Here is a 20700-nt window from a genome sequence, read left to right as displayed (position 1 = left end):
ACGAGTTCATCACGACGAGGAAGGCAGCGGCATGAACGACCTTGGCGTCATCGATCGCTTCATGGAGACCTTCATCCGCTACATCGACAGCGGGTTCGGTCTGCTCTCGGGCGACGTCGCCTTCCTCACTACCATTCTGATCGGCATTGACATCACACTTGCCGGCCTGGCGTGGGCGCTCGGCGAGGAGACCAGCGTTCTCGGCCGGCTTGTCCGCAAGGTGCTCTATGTTGGCGTCTTCGCCTTCATCCTGAACAATTTCAAGAACCTCGCCGATATCATTTATCGTTCTTTTGCCGGTCTCGGGATTAATGCGTCGGCCGGCAATCTGTCGGCAGACAATCTCCTGCGCCCGGGCCGCATTGCCGCGACCGGTTTCGAAGGTGCTTGGCCAATGCTTGACCAAGCCAGTCAGCTCCTGGGCTTCCCGGAAATCTTCGGCAACGCACTGACCATCTTCGTGCTGCTGATGGCCTGGTTCCTGGTCATCATCGCCTTCTTCATCCTTTCCATCCAGCTTTTCATCACCATCCTTGAGTTCAAGCTCACCACGCTGGCAGGTTTTGTTTTGGTTCCATTCGCACTTTGGAACCGTTCAGCGTTCCTGGCCGAACGCGTGCTCGGCCATGTTATCTCGTCAGGCATCAAGGTGATGGTGCTCGCCGTCATTGTCGGCATCGGCTCCACGCTCTTCGGGGAGTTCGCTTCCGCATTGCAAGGCAAGGAGCCGGATCTGGCCGCTGCCATGTCCCAGGTACTGGGCGCACTGGCACTGCTTGGCCTTGGCATTTTTGGGCCGGGGATCGCGTCGGGTCTTGTCTCAGGCGCACCGCAGCTTGGCGCGGGCGCCGCCCTCGGCACGACCGCGGCGGCAGCGGGTGTATCACTCGTTGCTGGAGGCACGGCATTTTCTGGCGCGCGTATGGCAACCAGCGGCGGTCTCGCCGCCATCCGCGCCGGCACAACAATGGGATCGGCTGCTTCCACGTCCTGGCAGATCGGGCGCGCAACCTCGCCCGACGTTGGCCTCTCCGGTGTGGCTGCTGGAATGCATGGTGTAACCAGTGCCGCTGGCGGCGCCGCTATACGCGTAGCGCGATCCGCCACTGCAAGTGTTGGGCGCAACGCCGATGCCGGGCGCGATGCCGCGTGGACCGCGACCGGCGGCACGCCGACCGCGTCAATGACCGAGCGCTCTGCCGGTTCGGCCACTGTTTCGGCGCCGACGTGGGCAAGGCGCCTACGTTCTGAACAGACCGCCCGTGCACATCGCCACGCTGCCATGCAAGCTGTCCGAGACGGAGACCGGCCGGGAGGCAGCGCCAACCCCTCTCTCAACGACAAGGATGACTAGATGCTCTTCAAGCGACCCGTGCACCGTTACGGCAAAACACCCGAACCGGTCACGCCGTATCAAAAAGCCGCCCAGCTGTGGGACGAGCGCATCGGCTCATCTCGACTGCAGGCCAGGAACTGGCGGCTCATGGCCCTTGGGTGCCTGGCCTTGGCGACCGGACTTTCCGGCGGACTCGTATGGCAGTCGATGCAAAGCCGTGTCGTGCCTTACGTCGTCGAGGTCGATGGCTTCGGCGAGACGCGCGCCGTCGCGCCGGCAATCCGGAATTATGAGCCCTCGGATGCTCAGATCGCCTGGCATCTCGGCCGCTTCATCCAGAATGTCCGTTCCGTTTCCACCGATCCGGTTTTGGTACGGCAGAACTGGTTCGCAGCTTACGACTTTGCTAGCGATCGCGCAGCGCTCTTCCTCAACGAATACGCCAAGGCGAACGACCCCTTCGGTCAGATCGGAACGCGCAGTGTCTCGGTACAGGTCACCAGCGTGGTCAGGGCCTCCGAAAGTTCATTCCAGGTCAAATGGACCGAGCAGGTGTTTGAGCGCGGAAGCCTTGCCAGCACGATGCGCTGGACTGCGATCCTCACGATCGTGATCCGCTCGCCAAGCAATACGGATCAGCTGCGCAAGAATCCGCTCGGCGTCTTCATCAACGCCATTGACTGGTCACGCGAGCTCGACAGCGCCGTCCCACCCCCCCTTTCTCCGACGGAGTCCACCAATGAAAGATAAAATGTCACCGATTCGTGCCGTGCTGATCCTATCGGTGTCGGCAGCGGTCGTTTCCGCTTGTGCATCGAAGAAGGTGCCGCCGCCTGAGATTTCCTATGACGCTGCTGACTTCAAACCGGCCGCGATCGAGAAGGCGCCGGAGAGGCCGATTAGAATTGTCGAGGTGCCAAAACCACTGCCGCTGCCTGGCCAATTGCAGCCCGAGTCCGGCAAGGCCGAGGACAAGCGCCCCCCTGAAGAACGCGTCGCTGATGCCAACAAAGCCGCGACCCAGCAACCCACCAAGTACGGGTATGTTAATGCCGTGCAAGTCTACCCCTTCACCGATGGCGCGCTTTATCAGCTCTATGCCGCGCCGGAGCGCGTGACCGACATCGCTCTGCAGCCGGGCGAGAAACTAACCGCCGTGTCGGCTGGCGACACCGTGCGCTGGGTCATAGGCGATACCGCAAGCGGCACCGGTGACAATCAGCGCACCCATGTTCTGGTGAAACCCTTCGCGCCGGGTCTTGCCACCAATGTCGTCATTACGACGGACCGGCGGACCTATCATTTGCAGCTTCAAAGCACCGAGAAGACAGCAATGGCGGCAATCTCCTGGACCTACAGCCAAGACCAGATCATCGCGCTTCGCCAGCGCAATGCTCAAGCCGAGGCAGTTACACCGGTCGCGTCGAATATCGCGCTCGAAAACCTTCGCTTTCGCTACTCGATCAGTGGCGACACACCGCCCTGGAGACCGACGCGAGCCTTCGACGACGGCAGCAAGGTCTATATTGAGTTCCCTCGTCGCATAGATCAGGGCGAGGCGCCACCACTCTTCATCGTCGGCGCAGATGGGAGCAGCGAGCTCGTCAACTATCGCGTGCGCGGCAACTATTACATCGTCGATCGGCTCTTCGCCGCGGCCGAACTTCGCCTCGGCACCAAGCAGCAGCAGGTGATCCGCATCAGCAGGATTGACGACAGGCAACCGCTACGGCGGATCTCGCTCTTTTCGCGTTCCAGCCGGTGAGGTGAGGGCTCATGATCGAAAATTCCCGCTCTGGCATCCCGCCGAAACTGGATCCCGAGGAACTGCAGCTTCGGGCCTCTCCCCGCCGCGTGGTGCGGTTCAGGCGCGGTGTGATCATCGCGATCGCAGCGCTCGGATCCGGCGCTGTGTTCGGCGTTGCCATGATGGCGCTCCAGGGGCCGGCCCTTCGCATCAGGGATCAGGCGGAAGATCCCTACAGCACTGAGCGCAAACCAACCGTCGAGGGACTCGATACGCTTCCCCATGACTATTCCGGCATGAAGCCGAAGCCTCCCGTCCTTGGGCCACCTTTGCCGGGCGACCTCGGTCGCCCCATCCTCGAGCGGCAGCGCCAGCTCGGCATCGTGCCGGGTCAAGACATCTCGGCCGAGGAGCAGCGTCTAGCGCAGCAGGCGATCGAAGCGCGTGAATCGCAGGTGCTTTTCCGCGTCGAAAATCGAGCTCAACAGACAGATGTCGGTGAGAGCGTGCAAACTGCTCAGCATCCATTTGAGGCACTTCCCCAATCCGAAGCAGCACGCGCGTCTGCCTCGGTGGCGCCGGCGGAAGGCGACCAGAACAATCAGCAGCGAAAGCTTGATTTCCTCAGCCAGCGGAGCACTGGCGGGATCTACAATCCGCATGCGCTGCAGACGCCGATCTCGCCGTATCAACTGATGGCTGGCAGCGTGATTGCCGCCAGCCTGATCACCGGCATCAATTCCGATTTGCCGGGCCTTGTCGTCGCGCAAGTCACCGAGAATGTGCACGACACGGTCACGGGCAACATATTGCTGATTCCGCAGGGCTCACGTCTTATCGGCGTCTACGACAGCGTCGTCGCGTTCGGGCAAAAGCGAGCGCTGCTGGTCTGGCAGCGCATTCTGCTGCCCGACGGCTCGTCGGTCGAAATCGACAATCTGCCCGCGAGCGACACCGCCGGCTACGCAGGGCTGGAAGACAAAGTCGATTTCCACACCTGGCAGCTGATCAAGGGGGTGGCGCTTGCCACATTGCTCGGTGTCGGCACGGAATTCAGCCTCGGCGAAAACGAGAGCGATCTGGTCAAGGCGATCCGGGAATCAGCCCAGCAGAACGCCAGTCGAGCCGGCCAGCGCATCACCGAAAAAAACCTCAATATCCAGCCCACCATCATCGTCCGCCCAGGTTGGCCACTGCGCGTCATCGTGCACAAGGACATCGTGCTGCGGCCATACGCGAGTTGAGCAGGAGTTACCATGGCTGACCTGAAACTTGGAAAGCTTCCAGACCGAACAGCTTCGAAGATCACCATTACCGTCAGCGCGGAGCTGGGCCAAACACTCAAGGAGTATGCTGCACTTTACCGTCAGACCTATCGTCAGTCTGAAACCGTGGCAGAACTCATCCCTTTCATGCTGGCGGCGTTTCTGGAAGGCGACCGAGCCTTTGCCAAGGCCCGAAAAGAAGGTCTGCCGACGGAGCTTGCCGAAAAATCGTGACTCCTCCGCTAGAGGCAGCTGGAACATTGCCTAGCTGTCGCGGCCTACCTGCTCCTCGCGAAGCATAGGATCAAACACCTTGGAATGCAGGTATGCGTAAGAGAGGATGTGGAAGGAAATACCGCGCAACAGCCTAAGTTTGCATTTTCGATTGGATGCGGTAGTCGCCTATGAGCGGTCAAAATGAAACGCAGCTGGTTCGCGATCGACCAAACGGCGAGCGCACTGTGCTTTGCTCAGACCGCCACCGAGTGCCTCGCCGTTCCCCCTTTGAAATATGTATCGAACTTGGCCGCGATGGTTCGAACGAAGGGGCGACTTTCAGCCCGTACGACGAAACTGTCGCCATCGAATTCAAGCGCTCGGGCAGGATCGTGGAGGGCGATGGACCTCGAGCGATGAAGGAGCTTCTCGCCGGCTTTGCCGAACCGCTCCACCAGATCGACTGCCGAGAAGGCAAAATCACACATCAGCCGCTCGATTATCCAGCCACGGACGCGATCGTCGTCGGAAAGGGCAACGCCCCGGACGGCAGCCAACCCGCCATCCGCAACCATGCGCCCGTACCCGGCAGTCGAAGCCATGTTCTGCACGTAGCCTTGGCGAAAACGACCGATGGACGAAGGGCCAAGTCCGATCAGTGTCGGGCAGCGATCCTCGGTGTAGCCCTGAAAATTGCGATGCAAAACCCCTGCGCGGGCCGCTATGGCCAGCGCATCGTCGGGCTTCGCGAAATGATCGAGTCCTATTGCCTCATATCCCTTGGCGACAATTGCCCGCGCCGCGAGTTGAGATTGGGCGAAACGCTCGGTGGGACTCGGCAGCCATGCCTCGTCGATCATCGTCTGATGCTTCTTGAACCAGGGCACATGTGCGTAGCCGAACAGAGCCATCCGGTCTGGTTCCAAGGTCAGTGCCTGCGCCACCGTGGAACAGATCGTCTCGCGTGTCTGATTCGGGAGCCCGTAGAGCAGGTCCAGATTGACCGATTCAACGCCCCGCGAACGAACCCCGTCGACGACTGCCTTGGTCTGCAAAAAACTTTGCTCACGATTAATTGCTTTTTGCACTTGCGGATCGAAATCCTGCACGCCGAGGCTCGCCCGCGTTACGCCGATTTGAGCAAGCGCATCAAGGCGCGCCTTGTCCATGTCGTTGGTTCCGATTTCGATGCTGACCGTAGCATCCGGGAGAAGGTCGAAGCTGTCCCGCAAGGCCGCTCCAAGAGCAACCATGTCATCGGGCCTCAGCATCGTTGGCGAACCGCCACCGAAGTGGATTGCACGGACATGTGCCTTGCCGCTCACCAGACCGGCAATCGTGACGATTTCGGCATTCAGCGAGCGCAGATAAGCGGCCACCGGCTCATATTGGTGCGTCTGCTTGGTGTGACAGGCGCAGAACCAGCAGAGCTTGTCGCAGTAAGGAATGTGCAAATACAGCGAGATTTCGTCGCCACTTTCCAGCGCCTCCAACCAGCCACGGTAAATGGCAGCATCGACCCCGGAATGGAAATGCGGCGCCGTCGGATAGCTTGTGTAGCGTGGGACGTTCTCGCTGAGTTTGACAGCTATTTCCGATTGCATCTCGCGTTCACCGTGTTGCCCGCCGAACACTGCACGCATCGCTGAAGCAGACCCTGATCTCGATCAGCCGCGCGCATGGACAAACCGCCGCAGGACTTCTCTACCCTGGATGGGTATCCTGCCGGCAGTTAGGATCGGGTAAAGCGAACGCATGACCTTTCGGCAAGACATTCATACTTCCGGCATTCCTGTTCTTTGCCTCCCTTGCGAGGCACGGCGTCGCGGTGTCTGCGGTGCGCTCGATCCAGACAATTTGGTTGGGCTCGCCAAGACTTGCTCGCGTCGCCGGATCGAGTCAGGAATGGAGTTGACCGGCGAGGCACAGAACGTCGACAGCTACTCGAACGTGCTTTCAGGCGTGGTAAAGCTATCAAAGAGCCTGTCGGATGGGCGCCAGCAGATCGTCGGTCTCCAGTTTGCACCGAATTTTCTGGGACGTCCTTTCAAGGTGGAAAGCTCGATCAATGCGGAAGCGGCAACAGCAGTCACGCTGTGCTCGTTTCCGCGAGCGGCCGTCGAACGGATGATGAAGGCGTCACGGGAATTCGAGCATCGCCTGCTCAAACAGACGCTGAATGAACTCGATGAGGCGCGCGAGTGGATGGTGACGCTGGGGCGCAAGACAGCTCCGGAAAAGGTGGCGAGTTTTCTCCTCATGATGGCCCGGAATATCGATTCCAGTCTCGACGCGGCTTCCAGGTCAGCGTCCTTCGATCTGCCGCTGACGCGTGCCGAAATCTCTGATTTCCTTGGAATTACCAACGAAACCGTGAGCCGCCAACTGACGCGATTGCGGGCTGACGGGGTGATTCGGATTGAGAACGCACGCCATGTGACGGTGGACAGCATAAGCCGTCTGGAGAAGCGCTGTGGCGGCGGACGCGAGCGGCCCTAAGCGGCGAGGCCCATGTCGCATGGCTCCGGGGCGGGCCGTGCTTGCCTTCTAATGCGATGTCGCCGCGCCTTCGAAGAAGCGGCGTCACGGTCGAGACAGACAGCTTTCGGGCTTTGATAGGGACGACGACCAATCGCCAGGTGTGTTTCGGCACATACCGGCGAAGCACGGTCCTTAAGCTGCCACGGCTCGGCCGAACGATCGCGTTCGTTTCCAATGGGATCCGCCAACGTTTGGCAGGGCATCGGCAATAGCATCCAACGCGTCGCAGAGCCTCAGCTTTCGCCTCAATCGATCGCGTCTGCGCCCGCCCAACCCAGGGAACGCCTTCCATGAGGGGGTGAGCCCGCGCTGCGTTCCTCGTTCATTCGCCACCTGCTCATTGCGCCGCCGACACAAAATCGTGCGGCCTGACATAGATCAGGGCGAGGGGGCGGCGGCTGCGCAATTAGTGCGCTGCGGATTTGGCATCCACCAGATTCGAGATCGGGATCTGCAATGAAATTCGGCACAGAGATCGTCCTTCTAAGCGTGTTCGCTTTTGCGGCCCTGGTGGCCGCCGGCTTCGGCGTGGATGAACCTTTCCGCCGACATATGTGGGTGTTGTTCTTCGCAGTGGCTGGTTTCACTGCGATCCTGTTGCGCAACACGGAGTTCAAGCCAGCAGCTCCGATTGACCCATCCGCTTACATGGATGGTCCGATCCGCTACGGCGCGATCGCCACCGTGTTCTGGGGTGTCGTCGGGATGCTGGTCGGCGTGGTGATCGCGCTTCAGCTCGCCTATCCCGATCTCAACATCCAGCCCTGGTTCAATTTCGGCCGTTTGCGGCCGCTGCATACATCCGGTGTCGTCTTCGCCTTCGGTGGCAACGCGCTGCTTTGCACGTCTCTGTATGTCGTGCAGCGCACCTGCCGCGCCCGCCTCTTCGGCGGTGATCTCGCCTGGTTCGTCTTCTGGGGCTACCAGCTGTTCATCGTCATGGCCGCGACCGGCTATCTGCTCGGCATCACCGAGGGCCGCGAGTACGCCGAACCCGAATGGTATGTGGATGTCTGGCTGACCATCGTCTGGGTCGCCTACCTCATTCTGTTCCTTGGCACGATCCTGAAGCGCAAGGAACCGCATATCTACGTCGCCAACTGGTTCTACCTGTCGTTCATCGTGACCATCGCGATGCTGCATGTGGTCAACAACCTGTCGATGCCAGTCTCGTTCCTGGGCTCCAAGAGCTACTCCGCCTTTTCCGGGGTCCAGGACGCGCTGACCCAATGGTGGTACGGCCACAACGCGGTCGGCTTCTTTCTCACCGCCGGCTTCCTTGGCATGATGTATTATTTCGTGCCCAAGCAGGCGAACCGGCCAGTCTATTCGTACCGGCTGTCGATCGTCCATTTCTGGGCGATCATCTTTCTCTACATCTGGGCTGGCCCGCATCACCTGCACTACACCGCCTTGCCAGATTGGGCGCAGACGCTCGGCATGGCGTTCTCGATCATGCTGTGGATGCCGTCCTGGGGCGGCATGATCAACGGCCTGATGACGCTGTCCGGCGCCTGGGACAAGCTGCGCACCGATCCGATCATCCGCATGATGGTGATGGCCGTCGCCTTCTATGGCATGTCGACCTTCGAAGGCCCGATCATGGCGATTAGGGCGGTCAATTCGCTGTCGCATTATACCGACTGGACCATCGGCCACGTCCATTCGGGCGCGCTCGGCTGGGTTGGCATGATCTCGTTCGGCGCAATCTACTACATGGTGCCGAAGCTCTGGAACCGTCACCGGCTCTACTCGCTGCGGCTCGTCACTTGGCACTTCTGGCTGGCGACACTCGGGATCGTCGTCTACGCCTCGGTCATGTGGGTGTCAGGCATCATGCAGGGCCTGATGTGGCGTGAATACGACCAGCAGGGCTTCCTGGTCTATTCCTTCGCCGAAACCGTCGCTGCCATGCACCCATACTACGTCATGCGCGCCATCGGTGGGGCCATGTACCTCTCCGGCGCCCTTATCATGGCCTGGAACATCACCATGACCATCCTCGGCCACCAGCGCGAGGAGGAGCCGATGCCGAGCCCCGTCGCCATCCGACCTGCGCGATCAGGAGCCAGGTAATGGGCTTGATGGACAAACACGCAATCATCGAGAAGAACGCCACGCTTCTTCTCGTTGGCTCGCTGCTCGTGGTGACGGTCGGCGGTATCGTCGAGATAGCGCCTCTCTTCTATCTCGACAATACGATCGAGAAGGTGGAAGGCATGCGCCCCTATTCGCCGCTCGAACTTGTCGGGCGCAACATCTATATGCGCGAGGGCTGCTTTCTCTGCCATAGCCAGATGATCAGGCCGTTCCGCGACGAAGTTGAGCGCTATGGCCACTACAGCCTGGCTGCCGAGTCCATGTACGATCACCCCTTCCAGTGGGGATCGAAGCGCACCGGGCCGGATCTCGCCAGAGTTGGCGACCGCTACTCGAATGCATGGCATGTCGCGCATCTTACCGACCCGCGCTCGGTGGTGCCGGAATCGATCATGCCGAGCTATGGGTTCCTGAAAGACACGCCGATCGACGTGAAGGATTTCTCGACGCATCTGGTCGCCAACAGGCGTGTAGCCGTCCCTTACACCGATGACATGATCGCGCACGCCAATGCGGATCTGGCGGCGCAGGCCGATCCCAATGCCGACACATCAGGCCTTGAGGCGCGTTACCCCAAAGTCAAGATCGGCGACTTCGACGGCAACCCGCAACAGGTCACCGAAATGGATGCCCTGCTCGCCTACCTGCAGATGCTTGGCACACTGGTCGACTTCAAAAATTACGACGAAGCCGCCGGCTACCGCTGAGGAGAACGCTGATGACCTACAATTTGATGCGGGCGTTTGCCGACAGCTGGGGCCTGGTTGCGATGGCGCTGTTCTTCGTCGGGTGCATCGCCTTTGCCCTACGCCCCGGCAGCCGAAGGCTGGCCGACGAAGCTGCCCGCATTCCGCTCGAGGACGAGTGATCATGAGCGACGAGCACATCGATGAGGTCTCCGGCGTCTCAACCACCGGCCATGAATGGGACGGCATCAGGGAGCTCAACAATCCTCTGCCGCGATGGTGGGTGATTACCTTCTACGTCACCATAGCGTGGGCGCTCGTCTATACGACCGCATACCCGGCATGGCCGATGCTGACCTCGGCAACCAAGGGCATGCTCGGCTATTCAAGCCGTAAGGACGTCAAGAACGACCTTGCCGCGGCCGAGGCCGCCAAGGGCAAGTATGTTGCAGCCATCCAGGCAAAGAGCGTCTCGGAGATCTTGACCGACGATGCCTTGCGCGAATTCGCGGTCGCTGCCGGGGCTGCCGCGTTCAAGGTCAACTGTACGCAATGCCACGGCTCCGGCGCTCAGGGGTCGAAGGGCTTTCCCAACCTGAATGACGATGACTGGCTCTGGGGCGGCAGCCCCGACCAGATCAAGCAGACGATCACGCACGGCCTCCGCTTTGCTTCCGATCCGGACACGCGACTGTCAGAAATGCCGGCCTTCGGCGACATCATCACCGCCGACCAGATCGCACAAGTCAGCGCCTACGTGGCCAGCCTTTCCGGCAAGGTCCGCGATGCAAGTCTGATCCAACCCGGCGCCAAGGTCTTTGCCGAGAACTGCGTCGCTTGTCACGGCGACAATGCAAAAGGCAACAGGGAATTCGGCGCCCCCGACCTGACTGACGCGATCTGGCTTTACGGGTCCGGCGAGACGGCCATCGCCGCCCAGGTTCGTGCGCCAAAGCAGGGCGTCATGCCGGCCTGGGTTGGCCGTCTCGGCGAGATCAAGGTCAAGGAACTTGCAGTTTATGTCCATTCGCTTGGCGGCGGAGAATAGGAATGGAAGCCCTATTCTTCGGTCACCCCTGCCAAGCGGACGAGGCCCGGCGCGAGCCGGGCCTCGACACCATTCCTAATGCGATCTGCACAACCCGGCAAGGCTGTCCTACCGCGAGGCTTTTCGACAGGTGCCCCTGACATTGGCTGGGAAAGTGGAGTTGCACGTGCGTGACAAGACGCAGTTGACACGGCTCGAAACAGAAACTGTCAATGCCGCCAAAACCCGCAAGCCCCTTTATGCCGCGCGTCAAAAGATCTTTCCGAAGCGCGCCTCGGGCAACTTTCGCCGCTTCAAATGGCTGGTGATGACGATCACACTTGGCATCTATTACCTGACTGCGTGGCTGCATTGGGATCGTGGCCCATTTGCCCCGGACCAGGCCGTGCTGCTCGATCTCACCAATCGGCGCTTCTACTTTTTCTTCATCGAGATCTGGCCGCAGGAATTCTTCTATGTGGCCGGCCTCCTGGTCATGGCCGGTGTTGGACTTTTCCTGATTACCTCTGCTGTCGGCCGTGCCTGGTGCGGCTATGCATGTCCGCAGACCGTGTGGGTCGATCTGTTCCTTGTCGTCGAGCGTGCGATTGAGGGGGACCGCAACGCCCGCATGAAACTCGATGCCGGCCCCTGGACCGCCCGCAAGCTGATGCTGCGGGTCTCGAAACACGCCATCTGGCTTGTCATAGGGGCGGCGACCGGTGGCGCCTGGATTTTCTATTTCGCTGATGCACCAACACTTGTGGGCGAGCTTTTCACCGGTACCGCCGCACCTGTCGCCTACATCACCATCGCCGTGCTGACGGCGACGACCTACACCTTCGGCGGCCTGATGCGCGAACAGGTCTGCACCTATATGTGCCCATGGCCGCGCATCCAGGCAGCCATGCTCGATGAGAATTCGCTCACCGTCACCTACAATGACTGGCGCGGCGAGCCGCGATCGCGCCACGCCAAGAAGGTGCAAGCCTCGGGGCAGTCCGTCGGCGACTGCGTCGACTGCAATGCCTGCGTCGCGGTCTGCCCAATGGGAATCGACATTCGCGACGGCCAGCAGCTCGAATGCATTACCTGCGCGCTGTGTATCGACGCCTGCGACGGCGTCATGGACAAGCTCGGCAAGGAGCGCGGGCTGATCTCCTACGCGACGCTCTCCGACTACAACGCCAACATGATGCTGGCGACCGCAGGCGGCTCCAGTTCAATCAATCCGTCGCTGGTCAGGACTGCTGTCGGCACCTTCTCCGATCAGGTGGCGCATTTTCACATTCGCAAGATCTTCCGGCCGCGCACCTACGTCTACATGGGCTTGTGGTCGCTGATCGGGCTGGGCCTGCTCTATTCGCTGCTGACGCGCGATCGGCTCGAACTGAACGTGCTGCATGACCGCAATCCGCAATTCGTCACACTATCCGATGGCTCCATCCGCAATGGCTATAGCGTCAAGCTGCTCAACATGATCCCTGAGCCAAGGACAATCGTCGTCACCATGCAGGGTCTGGAGGGTGCCGACATGGTCGTCGTCGGCGACGACATCCCGGCCGGCCGGTCTTTCGCCATCCCGGTCGAACCCGACCGCCTGAAAACGTTGAAGGTCTTCGTTCGCCAACCGGCGGACCAGATCCACGCCCCGGCACAGACCTTCAAGTTCCGTGTCGAGGATAAGGCGAGCTTCGAGTCGAACGAGTACGCCGCCACATTCAACGCGCCAGAGGCCGCCAAATGACCGCCAATGCCCAAAAGCCTCGCGAATTCACCGGCAGGCACATGCTGGCCATCATTCTCACCTTCTTCGGGGTGGTCATCGCGGTCAACCTGACCATGGCCACGCTCGCCAATACGAGTTGGACCGGCCTCGTCGTCGAGAACACCTATGTGGCCAGCCAGCAATTCAACAAGGAGGCCGAGGCCGGCCGCGCTCAAGCAGCGCTCGGTTGGACCGGCAAGCTGACCATCGCATGGGGCGAAGTCCGCTACAGCCTCTCCGACGCTGCAGGCAAGCCGGTTCCTCTGCACGGCGTCAAGGTGCTGTTTCGTCATCCCGCCTACGAGAAAGAGGACAAGTCCGTCACGCTCGCCCTCGCCTCCGGCCAGGAGTTCGCCGCCCAGCATATGCCGAAGGACGGCGTCTGGATCGTCGAAGTCGACACCGATGCCGGCCTGACACGACCCTATCGCGACGTCCGCAGGATTATGATTTCTCATGGAGCGCTGCAATGAGCTGTTGTGCACCGGGCGCTGAAATGGCGCTGGATCTGAACGGCGCCACGTCGGTCCTGCCATCCAGCCAGGAGATCAGGTTGGCGAGCCGATCGCTTGGCGATGATCTTCGGCAGACCGATCTTTCAGTGCCGACGGTTCATTGCGCCGCCTGTATCCAGACGATCGAGGCGGCACTTGGAAAGCTCGATCACGTCGAAAGCGCGCGCGTCAACCTGTCGACGAAGCGGGTCGCGGTCCGGTGGCGAGGAGACGAGGTGCCACCCTTCGTCGCCGCGCTTGGCAGGCTGGGCTACGAGGCGCATCTGTTCACACCCGAGGTCGATGACAAGGACAAGACGCTTGCCGAACTGATCCGCGCTGTCGCTGTTGCCGGCTTTGCGGCGGGGAACATCATGCTGCTTTCGGTCTCTGTCTGGTCCGGCGCCGAAGGTGCTACCCGCGACCTGTTTCACTGGGTCTCGGCGCTGATCGCCATTCCTGCCCTCGCCTTCGCCGGCGGAATCTTCTTCCGTTCGGCCTGGAATGCTTTGCGCCATGGTCGCATGAATATGGACGTGCCCATCGCGGTCGGTGTTTCGCTCGCCTATGCCATGAGCCTCTATGAGACGATCAATCATGGCGACCACGCCTATTTCGACGCGTCGGTATCGCTGCTGTTCTTCCTTTTGATCGGGCGCACGCTGGATCATGTGATGCGGGAGCGTGCCCGGACTGCCGTGAAGGGCCTGTCTCAGATGGCCGCGCGTGGCGCCATGGTGATGCGCGGCGACGGCGCGCGCGACTATCTGCCGGTCGGCGAGATCGAACCAGGCATGCGGTTGTTGATCGCGGCCGGTGAGAGGATCCCCGTCGACGGCAAGATCATCCAGGGAACGTCGGATCTCGACTGCTCGCTGGCCTCAGGCGAAAGCACGCCGAAAAACGTGGCGCCGGGCGAAGCAGTACAGGCCGGCGTGCTCAATCTTACCGGCCCGCTGACGATCCAGGCGACAGCCGCCGCAAAGGATTCGTTCCTGGCGGAGATGGTTCGGCTGATGGAATCCGCCGAGGGCGGTCGCGCGCACTATCGCCGCATCGCTGATCGCGTGTCGGCACTCTACGCGCCCCTGGTTCATCTCACCGCCTTCGTGACATTCCTGGGCTGGATGGCGGCGACCGGCGACTGGCACCGGGCGATGACGATCGCCATCGCTGTTCTCATCATCACATGCCCCTGCGCGCTCGGCCTCGCCGTGCCGATCGTCCAAGTGGTCGCGGCGCGGCGGCTTTTCGAGAGCGGTATCATGGTCAAGGACGGTTCGGCCATGGAGCGCCTCGCGGCGATCGATACTGCCGTGTTCGACAAGACCGGCACGCTCACGCTCGGCCAGCCCCGGCTGGTCAATGCGGACTCGATTGATCCGGGCATGCTGGCAATCGCCGCCGACATGGCCGCGCATTCGCGTCACCCGTTTTCAAAGGCCATGACCGGCTTTGCCGCTCCTGGCGGGCAACACAAATTCGATGCCGTCACAGAGCATCCGGGGTTCGGGATCGAAGCCACTGTCGCCGGAAGCACTTGGCGGCTGGGTCGACGCGGATGGGCTGGATGGAAGGCCCGGACCGGAGGTGAAGGCAAACATGGCTATGGTGGAACGGCCCTGACAAAAGACGGGTTCATTGTCGCGACCTTCGATTTCGAGAATGCGCTGCGCGCCGACGCGGCGGCGGCGATCAAGCGATTGAACGATGCCGGGGTGTCGATGCAAATGCTGTCGGGCGATACCGCCGCAGCCTGCGCCGAAGTGGCAAAGCTGCTGGATATCGACGACTTCGTTCCGTGCCTGCTGCCATCGGGCAAGCTCGAACGCATCGAAACCCTCGCGAAAGTTGGGCACAAGGTTCTGATGGTTGGCGACGGCCTCAACGATACGCCGGCCCTGAGCGCGGCGCATGTCTCGATCGCACCGGCCACCGCCGTCGACATTGGCCGCAACGCGGCAGACTTCGTCTTCCTGCGCGAAAGCCTCCTGGCGGTGCCGCTCGCCCTGGGCGTCTCGCGCAAGGCAGGAAACCTGATCCGGCAGAACATCGCAATCGCAATCGTCTACAATGCGGTGGCAGTACCAATCGCCATCCTCGGGCACGTCACGCCTTTGATAGCGGCGATTGCCATGTCTGCCTCATCGCTGCTTGTTATTGGAAACGCATTGCGCTTGCACGGCTTCATGGCGAATGCGACGGTGCAAGTTATTCAAAAAGTCAGACGCTCCGCAGTCGGCTATTCGGCACAATCCTCGTGACGACCTTGCTCTATCTCATACCAGTGGCCCTTTTTCTGGGTGCACTGGGCCTGTCCGGCTTCGTCTGGGCATTGCGAAGCGGTCAATACGAAGATCTCGACGGAGCCGCCGAGCGGATACTAATTGATCGGGACGACAAACCGGGACGCTGATTTCAATCAGCTGTGCATAAGATGCGCGGATCCCGCTCGTCAGTCGAGCCGGCTCGGTCGGGAACAAGCTGTCCATGCTCCATGACCAGCTTGACCTAAGCTGGGCACTACATTGATTTGTGAAAATCCACTGTCGTGCGAAGGACTGCCTTCCCATGCACCCAGTATGAGGCGGCTGATGCCGCGAGAGTACCTCGCGCGGCCGGACGAGCTTCGCACTGTGCGCACGGGTAACAAGTTGAGCGTCGCGATCGATCACCCGAGCGTGAACTACCAGTGCCGGTTGATCGTGCCCTGGCTGATCCAGATCAGGGTCATATTCGCATCAGTGGTGCTTTATAGGCCAGTCTTCGAAGGAGAATGCATGACTTATGTATCGCGGCCAGACGCGTCCACCTCTGATGGGGTTGCATGCTTCATTGCCGATCCATGCCAATTTCCGGCCCTGCGCCTTGCAGCAATGCGGTCACCGAAACTCAGCGCAGATCACGGTGTTCCGCACGTGGTATCCACTCGTCACGACGATAATAATAGGCAGAATCCCATGAGCGCCGTTCACATCATCGACTGCCACAACGCGAATGACTACTTCGCCGACAGGGCGGACGGACCGATCACACAGAAGATGCTAAAGACTGTCAACATCCGCGCGGAGCTCCACATTGCTTTGGACCGAAAGCATTTTCGTGAGGCTGTAGTCCAAGCGAACAAGGCGAAGTGCGACGTGCTTCACATCGCTGGGCACGGCAATGGAGACGGGATCGCTTCGTCCAGTGGGCGAGGTAGCCTTCTTTGGGCTGACTTCGTAGAAATGTTCCAAGGCTCGGATCCAGCGCCGAAGATCCTCGTGATGTCAATGTGCTGCGGAGCATCATACGCGTTGGCGGCGGGCACGGAGCTCAGCGGATGTCAGTCGGCTCAGTTCCACCGTTACACGAGGATAGCCGACAGGATGGCGGCACGCTGATGGGCTCTGACGACAATTTTGACATCGTTGTCGTTGGAGCCGGGCCGGTCGGCCTTTCGTTCGCTGCGTCGCTTGCCCAAAGCGAACTCAAGGTGGCAGTTGTTGAACAGAACACATTCGATAGTCTGGCGAATCCGGCTTTCGATGGTCGCGAAATCGCGCTGACCAACGCTTCGATCAGAACCCTTCGCGAGCTCGGCGCCTGGGATGTCATCCCGGCTTCGGACAAATCAGCAATTCAAGGCGCGCGCGTGCTCAACGGCTCGAGCGCATTCGCTCTTCGTTTCGATCCTCCCAGCAACTCTGGAGAACCGCTGGGGGTTTTGGTTCCAAATTGCCGGATCCGCGAGGCGCTGTTCAAAATCGTCCGCTTGCAGGATCGCGCCCGGCTGTTGTGCGGCCACTCGGTCGTCGATGCAACAAACAGCCAAGAAGGAGCAGTCGTAACGCTCTCTAATGGCGCGCGTTTAACTGCTCGGCTTGTTGTTGCCGCGGATTCGCGTTTGTCCGCCACGCGTGATCTGCTGGGCATCGGCGCCGATATCAACCGGCTTGGCCACTCGATGCTGATTTGCCGAGTGAGGCACGAGCGCGCCCACCACCAGATCGCCATCGAATGGTTCGATCACCATCAGACGATAGCGATATTGCCCCTCGCGGAGGGCGTGTCGTCGCTGCTGCTCACATTGCGCTCAAACGAGGCCTATAGACTGCTTGCCTTCGATGACGATTTGTTCCTGTCGGAGTTGACGAAACTGTGTCGAGGGCGCCTTGGAAAAATGACCTTGGCAAGCAAGCGCCATACCTATCCGCTGGTCACGACCTGGGCGCACAAATTCCGGGCCCCGAGCGCCGCACTCATCGGCGACGCTGCCATCGGCATGCACCCGGTGACCGCTCACGGATTCAACATCGGTCTCAGCAGCCAGAAGCAACTCGCCCGTGGAATCATGACTGCGTGCCGCGACGGCCGCAATGTTGGCGACCCCGACATGCTGCACATATACGAAAGGCGGCTGCGCCTGTCGGCGGCGCCGCTCTACCATGCAACGAACATACTGGTTGGACTCTACTCCAGAGACCACCTGGCGGCACGGCTTGCAAGGCATCTGGGGCTTCGCTTTGCCCAACATGTTCCCCTTGTCCGGCATGGGATTTCGGCGGAGCTCCAGCGGTGATACTGCACCAGCAGTTGCATTTTGCGCGATGTGCTGGGCGAGCGATGGGAGAGAGTGCATCATGCGCCGGAGTAATCCTGCTCCCGACGCTGATCTCCGATTGAAGAATTAACCCGTCCTTCAGGGGGGCTGCATAGGCTGCGGACAAGCAGGAGTAAGCAAGCTGACCCGTCCAGCCCTGGAAAAAGAAGATCCGCTGGAGGCGAGAATCCTTCAGGACCAGCTCGCTGATCTGAGGGCAGGCCTTTTCGTCTCAATGCCGATAAGCATTGTGCTGTCCGGGCTGATTTTGACCGTGCAGGCCCTTTCCGGGAACGGTCTTGCTGGCGCGGCCTAGTTTTCGGTCGTTAATGCGATAAATGCCGCCCGCCTTGCACTCGCCCCTCATCAGCTGAAGGAACCCGGAGTCCAGGATGATCTGACACGGGTTTGGCTGCGGCTTCGCTGGTTTGGCAGGCTTGCTCTTCTGGCGGGATTCACCTGGTCATTCCTTGCCGTCCTAACGGCTGGGTACACGACGTCTCAAGCATCGCTGCATCTAATAATTCTGGCGGGCATTTCAGCTGGCGCGGTCACGTACGGCAGCTCATATGCTGCGGCAGCGATATACTTCATCACACCGCCACTCCTCATTGCCGCCGCATGCTTGCTGACGAAGGGAACCCTGGAAAACTACATTCTGGCTTTTGCCGTCCTGCTTTTCGAGGGCGGCCTGGCTCGAGCCTCGTTCGTTGGACAAGCGCGCTTCCGTGACGCGAGCCGCCTGAGACATCAAGCCGAGCGGCTTGCCGCGGAAATGGAGCGCAATTCCAGGGAGGACCATCTTACCGCGCTCCTCAACAGGCGCGGCCTCGAACATGCAATCGATCAGTTTGAGAACACTGATGGGCCCTTTGTGGCCATGCTGATTGATCTGGATGGGTTCAAATCTGTCAACGATACCTACGGTCACAGAACGGGTGACGAGCTGCTTGCCAGGATCGCCCGCCGAATAGAGGAAGAAGCACCGGAGGGCTCAACGCTCGCCCGCATCGGTGGCGATGAATTCGTGCTGGTTTTTTCCTCGCTTAGAAATTCGCCTTCTCCCAGCAATCTCGCATCCAATCTCATATCCAAGCTTGCTCGCCCCTATCCTGGCGTCGCCTCCGTCCGGATCGGGGCATCCATAGGAATATACTCGGCTAAAAACCCGGGGCTGACGGAAATGTTGTTGCGGGCGGACATCGCCCTTTACACAGCTAAGCGCCGTGGCAGGAACGAATTTTGCCTGTTCGATGCCGAGCTCGACCGGGAACTGCAACGCCGCCAGTCCATCGAACGCGATCTTCATTCGGCGATAAAGACGAGAAGCTTGGGCCCTTGGTTCCAGCCAATCGTAAGACTCGACACCGAAGCTGTGATCGGTTTTGAAGGGTTGCTAAGGTGGTCCCATCCGATTCACGGTTCCATCTCTCCGCCCGAAATCATGACAGCGGCACGCGAAACCGGAATGCTCCAGCTGCTAACTCAAGCTGTATTTTCCGAATGTTGCGCTTTTATCGACGCCTTGGTGAAAGCTGACTGTCGTGATGTTCGTGTGACGATGAACGTTTCACCGCGCGAATTGGAGGCCGGCGATATCGACGAAATGGTTCTGAATGGTCTGGCGGCAAAGGACCTCCCTGCAACGATGTTCGAAATTGAGATAACAGAAGAATCGCCCGTGGACCCGGACAGGGTCGATGAAAAGCTCGGACGGCTTTCACATGCCGGCATTTCCATCGCGCTCGATGTCTTCGGCACCGGCTTTTCCACGTTGGCATCGCTCAAGGACAGTCGGATAAGGAAGGTGAAAATAGACCAGGGCTTCATTCGCGGTTTAGCCAATCGCGGGAGGATCGGCTGCTTGTCAAAACCGTGATCGATCTTGGTCGGACGCTCGGGATCGAGGTCATGGCCGAGGGCGTCGAGACAGAGGCGGATCGGCAAACTCTGCACAAGCTTGGCTGCAAAACCGCTCAGGGCTTCCTGTTCTCCAAGGCGGTGCCACTCAGCCAAGCGCTTGGTTTGGCAGTTAAAGAGCGCCAGGAGTTGTGACCGGCATCCGCCATTCGCTCACGCGCGCCACCTCGCCGGGTTCAGCGGTATCCTGCAAGTGGATGGCTACTCGGCCTATACCAACCTGGTCAAGGCACGGGACAAAGCCGGCAGCAATGAAACAATCCGGCTCGCCGGGTGCTGGGCTCACCTGCGGCGCAAATTCTACGACCTGCACATCAGCGGGATCTCGCAGGGCCGCGACGGGTTCGATCACCGCCATGACCGAATTGTGGAAGGTCGAGACAAGGTTCGTGGCAAGGATGCTGGAAGCCGCGCCGCGCTGCGTCAGGAAAAGTCCGTGGCCATTGTCGCGAGCCCCTTCGATCTATGGGAAGCGGAACTGGGCAAGGTCTCGGGGAAATCCAAAACCGCCTTGCGGGGCTGACCTTCCATCTGGTCCGTGGTTAGCTGATAGGCGGTTTATTTGTCGTGCAACGTGCTCTTTCAGCCTAAGCTGCTCCACGCGTGGGGTACCAAATGTCAGACTTTCACCACTAGGAAATCGCGAACGGGCGCGGCGCTTACTGGCCGCATTGCCGCAAAATAGCGTCGGAAGGTGGGATCGGCGTGACGTTGTTACTCAGAGTGAGTGGTCCCGAGAGTTGAGGGCAGAATCGAAATTCGCGTGTTCCTATAGCGCATCTCCGATCGGGGGCCATCGCCACGAGCAGCAGATGAGGCAATGCGAAGCTTGGTCGATCGACAGAGTGATGCGGCACGACATCCATTTCCTACCAGCCCATTCCCCCCGATACAGCCGCGCGTCTACTCGAACCTAGAGCTGTCGAGCATGAGCAAACACCGTCCTTGTTGTGTTCTGAGAACGGTCGTGTCCCACCGCGTGGTGTAGGTCGGCGATAGCGAAGCCGCTCGCGAGCGC

The 20700-nt window shown here is 60.3% G+C and carries 17 protein-coding genes and 1 pseudogene; 17 read left to right on the top strand and 1 reads right to left on the bottom strand.

The features are described 5' to 3' along the window. Positions 1–31: 31 nt before the first annotated feature. From trbL to E5X88_RS30830, 5 genes are read left to right on the top strand one after another with little or no spacing between them, the layout of a single operon-like run. The gene (gene trbL / locus E5X88_RS30850) at positions 32–1354 is read left to right on the top strand and encodes a P-type conjugative transfer protein TrbL (protein ID WP_091595791.1); all 1323 of its coding nucleotides are present in this window, start codon (positions 32–34) and stop codon (positions 1352–1354) included. Then, positions 1355–2086 carry a conjugal transfer protein TrbF gene (gene trbF, locus E5X88_RS30845; RefSeq protein ID WP_095520370.1) on the top strand — a complete coding sequence of 244 codons (732 nt, stop codon included), beginning with the start codon at positions 1355–1357 and terminating at the stop codon, positions 2084–2086. Next, positions 2076–3101, top strand: coding sequence for a P-type conjugative transfer protein TrbG (gene trbG, locus E5X88_RS30840; RefSeq protein WP_029354945.1), 1026 nt, complete (start codon positions 2076–2078; stop codon positions 3099–3101). Before trbF ends, trbG begins: the two co-directional genes overlap by 11 nt. Positions 3102–3112: 11 nt before the next feature. Next, positions 3113–4327: a TrbI/VirB10 family protein gene (locus tag E5X88_RS30835; RefSeq protein ID WP_091595787.1), complete on the top strand. Its 1215-nt coding sequence runs from the start codon at positions 3113–3115 to the stop codon at positions 4325–4327. A gap of 12 nt (positions 4328–4339) precedes the next feature. Then, on the top strand, positions 4340–4582 hold the full coding sequence (locus tag E5X88_RS30830; protein ID WP_029354949.1) for a DUF2274 domain-containing protein: 243 nt from the start codon (positions 4340–4342) through the stop codon (positions 4580–4582). Between the two features lie 236 nt (positions 4583–4818). Here E5X88_RS30830 and hemN read toward each other — a convergent pair whose 3' ends face one another. Further along, on the bottom strand, positions 4819–6168 hold the full coding sequence (gene hemN / locus E5X88_RS30825) for an oxygen-independent coproporphyrinogen III oxidase (protein ID WP_091595897.1): 1350 nt from the start codon (positions 6166–6168) through the stop codon (positions 4819–4821). Between the two features lie 151 nt (positions 6169–6319). Between hemN and E5X88_RS30820 the strand changes: the two genes are divergently transcribed. The 12 genes and pseudogenes from E5X88_RS30820 (at position 6320) to E5X88_RS30760 (ending at position 20205) form a co-directional block, all read left to right on the top strand. Next, positions 6320–7063, top strand: a complete 744-nt coding sequence (locus E5X88_RS30820) for a Crp/Fnr family transcriptional regulator (protein ID WP_091595785.1) — start codon at positions 6320–6322, stop codon at positions 7061–7063. A 498-nt stretch (positions 7064–7561) separates the two neighbouring features. Beyond that, positions 7562–9181 (top strand): cytochrome-c oxidase, cbb3-type subunit I, encoded by a 1620-nt coding sequence (ccoN, locus tag E5X88_RS30815; RefSeq protein ID WP_091595783.1) that lies wholly within the window; start codon positions 7562–7564, stop codon positions 9179–9181. Next, on the top strand, positions 9181–9912 hold the full coding sequence (gene ccoO / locus E5X88_RS30810; protein ID WP_091595781.1) for a cytochrome-c oxidase, cbb3-type subunit II: 732 nt from the start codon (positions 9181–9183) through the stop codon (positions 9910–9912). Before ccoN ends, ccoO begins: the two co-directional genes overlap by 1 nt. Before the next feature lie 11 nt (positions 9913–9923). After that, positions 9924–10073 (top strand): cbb3-type cytochrome c oxidase subunit 3, encoded by a 150-nt coding sequence (locus tag E5X88_RS30805; RefSeq protein WP_024502864.1) that lies wholly within the window; start codon positions 9924–9926, stop codon positions 10071–10073. Between the two features lie 2 nt (positions 10074–10075). After that, complete coding sequence (gene ccoP / locus E5X88_RS30800) at positions 10076–10939, top strand: cytochrome-c oxidase, cbb3-type subunit III (RefSeq protein WP_029354960.1); 864 nt, start codon at positions 10076–10078, stop codon at positions 10937–10939. A 166-nt stretch (positions 10940–11105) separates the two neighbouring features. Beyond that, positions 11106–12665, top strand: coding sequence for a cytochrome c oxidase accessory protein CcoG (gene ccoG / locus E5X88_RS30795; RefSeq protein WP_029354962.1), 1560 nt, complete (start codon positions 11106–11108; stop codon positions 12663–12665). Beyond that, positions 12662–13159, top strand: a complete 498-nt coding sequence (locus E5X88_RS30790; protein ID WP_091595779.1) for a FixH family protein — start codon at positions 12662–12664, stop codon at positions 13157–13159. The genes ccoG and E5X88_RS30790 overlap by 4 nt, the downstream gene beginning before the upstream one ends. Then, positions 13156–15444, top strand: coding sequence for a cation-translocating P-type ATPase (locus E5X88_RS30785; protein ID WP_091595777.1), 2289 nt, complete (start codon positions 13156–13158; stop codon positions 15442–15444). The genes E5X88_RS30790 and E5X88_RS30785 overlap by 4 nt, the downstream gene beginning before the upstream one ends. Further along, positions 15441–15596 (top strand): cbb3-type cytochrome oxidase assembly protein CcoS, encoded by a 156-nt coding sequence (gene ccoS / locus E5X88_RS30780; protein ID WP_084831491.1) that lies wholly within the window; start codon positions 15441–15443, stop codon positions 15594–15596. Before E5X88_RS30785 ends, ccoS begins: the two co-directional genes overlap by 4 nt. Positions 15597–16559: 963 nt before the next feature. Beyond that, positions 16560–17741, top strand: coding sequence for a 5-demethoxyubiquinol-8 5-hydroxylase UbiM (gene ubiM / locus E5X88_RS30775; protein ID WP_189350574.1), 1182 nt, complete (start codon positions 16560–16562; stop codon positions 17739–17741). Positions 17742–18537: 796 nt separating this feature from the next. Beyond that, positions 18538–19817, top strand: a pseudogene (locus tag E5X88_RS30770) (EAL domain-containing protein). Next, entirely contained in the window at positions 19723–20205 is a 483-nt protein-coding gene (locus E5X88_RS30760) for a transposase (RefSeq protein WP_329609615.1), read from the top strand. The pseudogene E5X88_RS30770 and the gene E5X88_RS30760 overlap by 95 nt, the downstream one beginning before the upstream one ends. Positions 20206–20700 lie beyond the last annotated feature (495 nt).

It is taken from the genome of Mesorhizobium sp. (assembly GCF_004962245.1).
Classification (GTDB): Bacteria; Pseudomonadota; Alphaproteobacteria; order Rhizobiales; family Rhizobiaceae; genus Mesorhizobium.
This window is presented reverse-complemented; position numbering and strand designations above follow the sequence as displayed.

Bases quoted from the DNA above. Each gene is read 5' to 3' on its own strand.
- trbL (WP_091595791.1), top strand. From the start codon at position 32: ATGAACGACCTTGGCGTCATCGATCGCTTCATGGAGACCTTCATCCGC.
- trbF (WP_095520370.1), top strand. From the start codon at position 1,355: ATGCTCTTCAAGCGACCCGTGCACCGTTACGGCAAAACACCCGAACCG.
- trbG (WP_029354945.1), top strand. From the start codon at position 2,076: ATGAAAGATAAAATGTCACCGATTCGTGCCGTGCTGATCCTATCGGTG.
- E5X88_RS30835 (WP_091595787.1), top strand. From the start codon at position 3,113: ATGATCGAAAATTCCCGCTCTGGCATCCCGCCGAAACTGGATCCCGAG.
- E5X88_RS30830 (WP_029354949.1), top strand. From the start codon at position 4,340: ATGGCTGACCTGAAACTTGGAAAGCTTCCAGACCGAACAGCTTCGAAG.
- hemN (WP_091595897.1), bottom strand. From the start codon at position 6,168: ATGCAATCGGAAATAGCTGTCAAACTCAGCGAGAACGTCCCACGCTAC.
- E5X88_RS30820 (WP_091595785.1), top strand. From the start codon at position 6,320: ATGACCTTTCGGCAAGACATTCATACTTCCGGCATTCCTGTTCTTTGC.
- ccoN (WP_091595783.1), top strand. From the start codon at position 7,562: ATGAAATTCGGCACAGAGATCGTCCTTCTAAGCGTGTTCGCTTTTGCG.
- ccoO (WP_091595781.1), top strand. From the start codon at position 9,181: ATGGGCTTGATGGACAAACACGCAATCATCGAGAAGAACGCCACGCTT.
- E5X88_RS30805 (WP_024502864.1), top strand. From the start codon at position 9,924: ATGACCTACAATTTGATGCGGGCGTTTGCCGACAGCTGGGGCCTGGTT.
- ccoP (WP_029354960.1), top strand. From the start codon at position 10,076: ATGAGCGACGAGCACATCGATGAGGTCTCCGGCGTCTCAACCACCGGC.
- E5X88_RS30790 (WP_091595779.1), top strand. From the start codon at position 12,662: ATGACCGCCAATGCCCAAAAGCCTCGCGAATTCACCGGCAGGCACATG.
- E5X88_RS30785 (WP_091595777.1), top strand. From the start codon at position 13,156: ATGAGCTGTTGTGCACCGGGCGCTGAAATGGCGCTGGATCTGAACGGC.